General features: G+C 57.0%; 1 pseudogene. It reads left to right on the top strand.

Annotation, left to right across the window (positions count from 1 at the left end):
* Nucleotides 1-368, top strand: a pseudogene (locus EOA24_RS40945) (hypothetical protein); the annotation flags it as partial.
* Nucleotides 369-421: the final 53 nt, after the last annotated feature.

Here is a 421-nt window from a genome sequence, read left to right as displayed (position 1 = left end):
GATTGAGGTTGCCGCCAACGGCGCGCATGTCCTGGATGAGCATCTCGAGGACCGCCCGATCTTCTCCGTTCATGAACGGCCTGACGCCAGCGCCCTCGAGCGAGAGCGACCGGATAAAAGCCGAAACGGAAAGACCGGCTTGCTCCGCCGCGGTTTCTACAGATGATATCTCATCCTCCGCAAAGCGGATGTGGGCGACCTTCTCCCGCCTGGCGGCCCGTCGTGAACGCAATGCGTTCGGCGCTTTCATCGGCGATCTTTCCTGCCTTTGCGGCCGCAGGCCGCGGATCGAGGGCTCGTCCCTCGATCGCCTGGAAAATGTATCACATTTTTCCGTATCCTGCCAACTCAAAAAGACATTGATTTGACGCCAACATCGCCATCACTCCATTTTTCTATGGTCAATACGACCCTATATTTC

Origin of the sequence: Mesorhizobium sp. M2A.F.Ca.ET.039.01.1.1, assembly GCF_003998035.1 — a bacterium.
Classification (GTDB): Bacteria; Pseudomonadota; Alphaproteobacteria; order Rhizobiales; family Rhizobiaceae; genus Mesorhizobium.
Note: the sequence above shows the minus strand (reverse complement) of the source record. Positions and strands in the feature narration are given on the sequence as shown.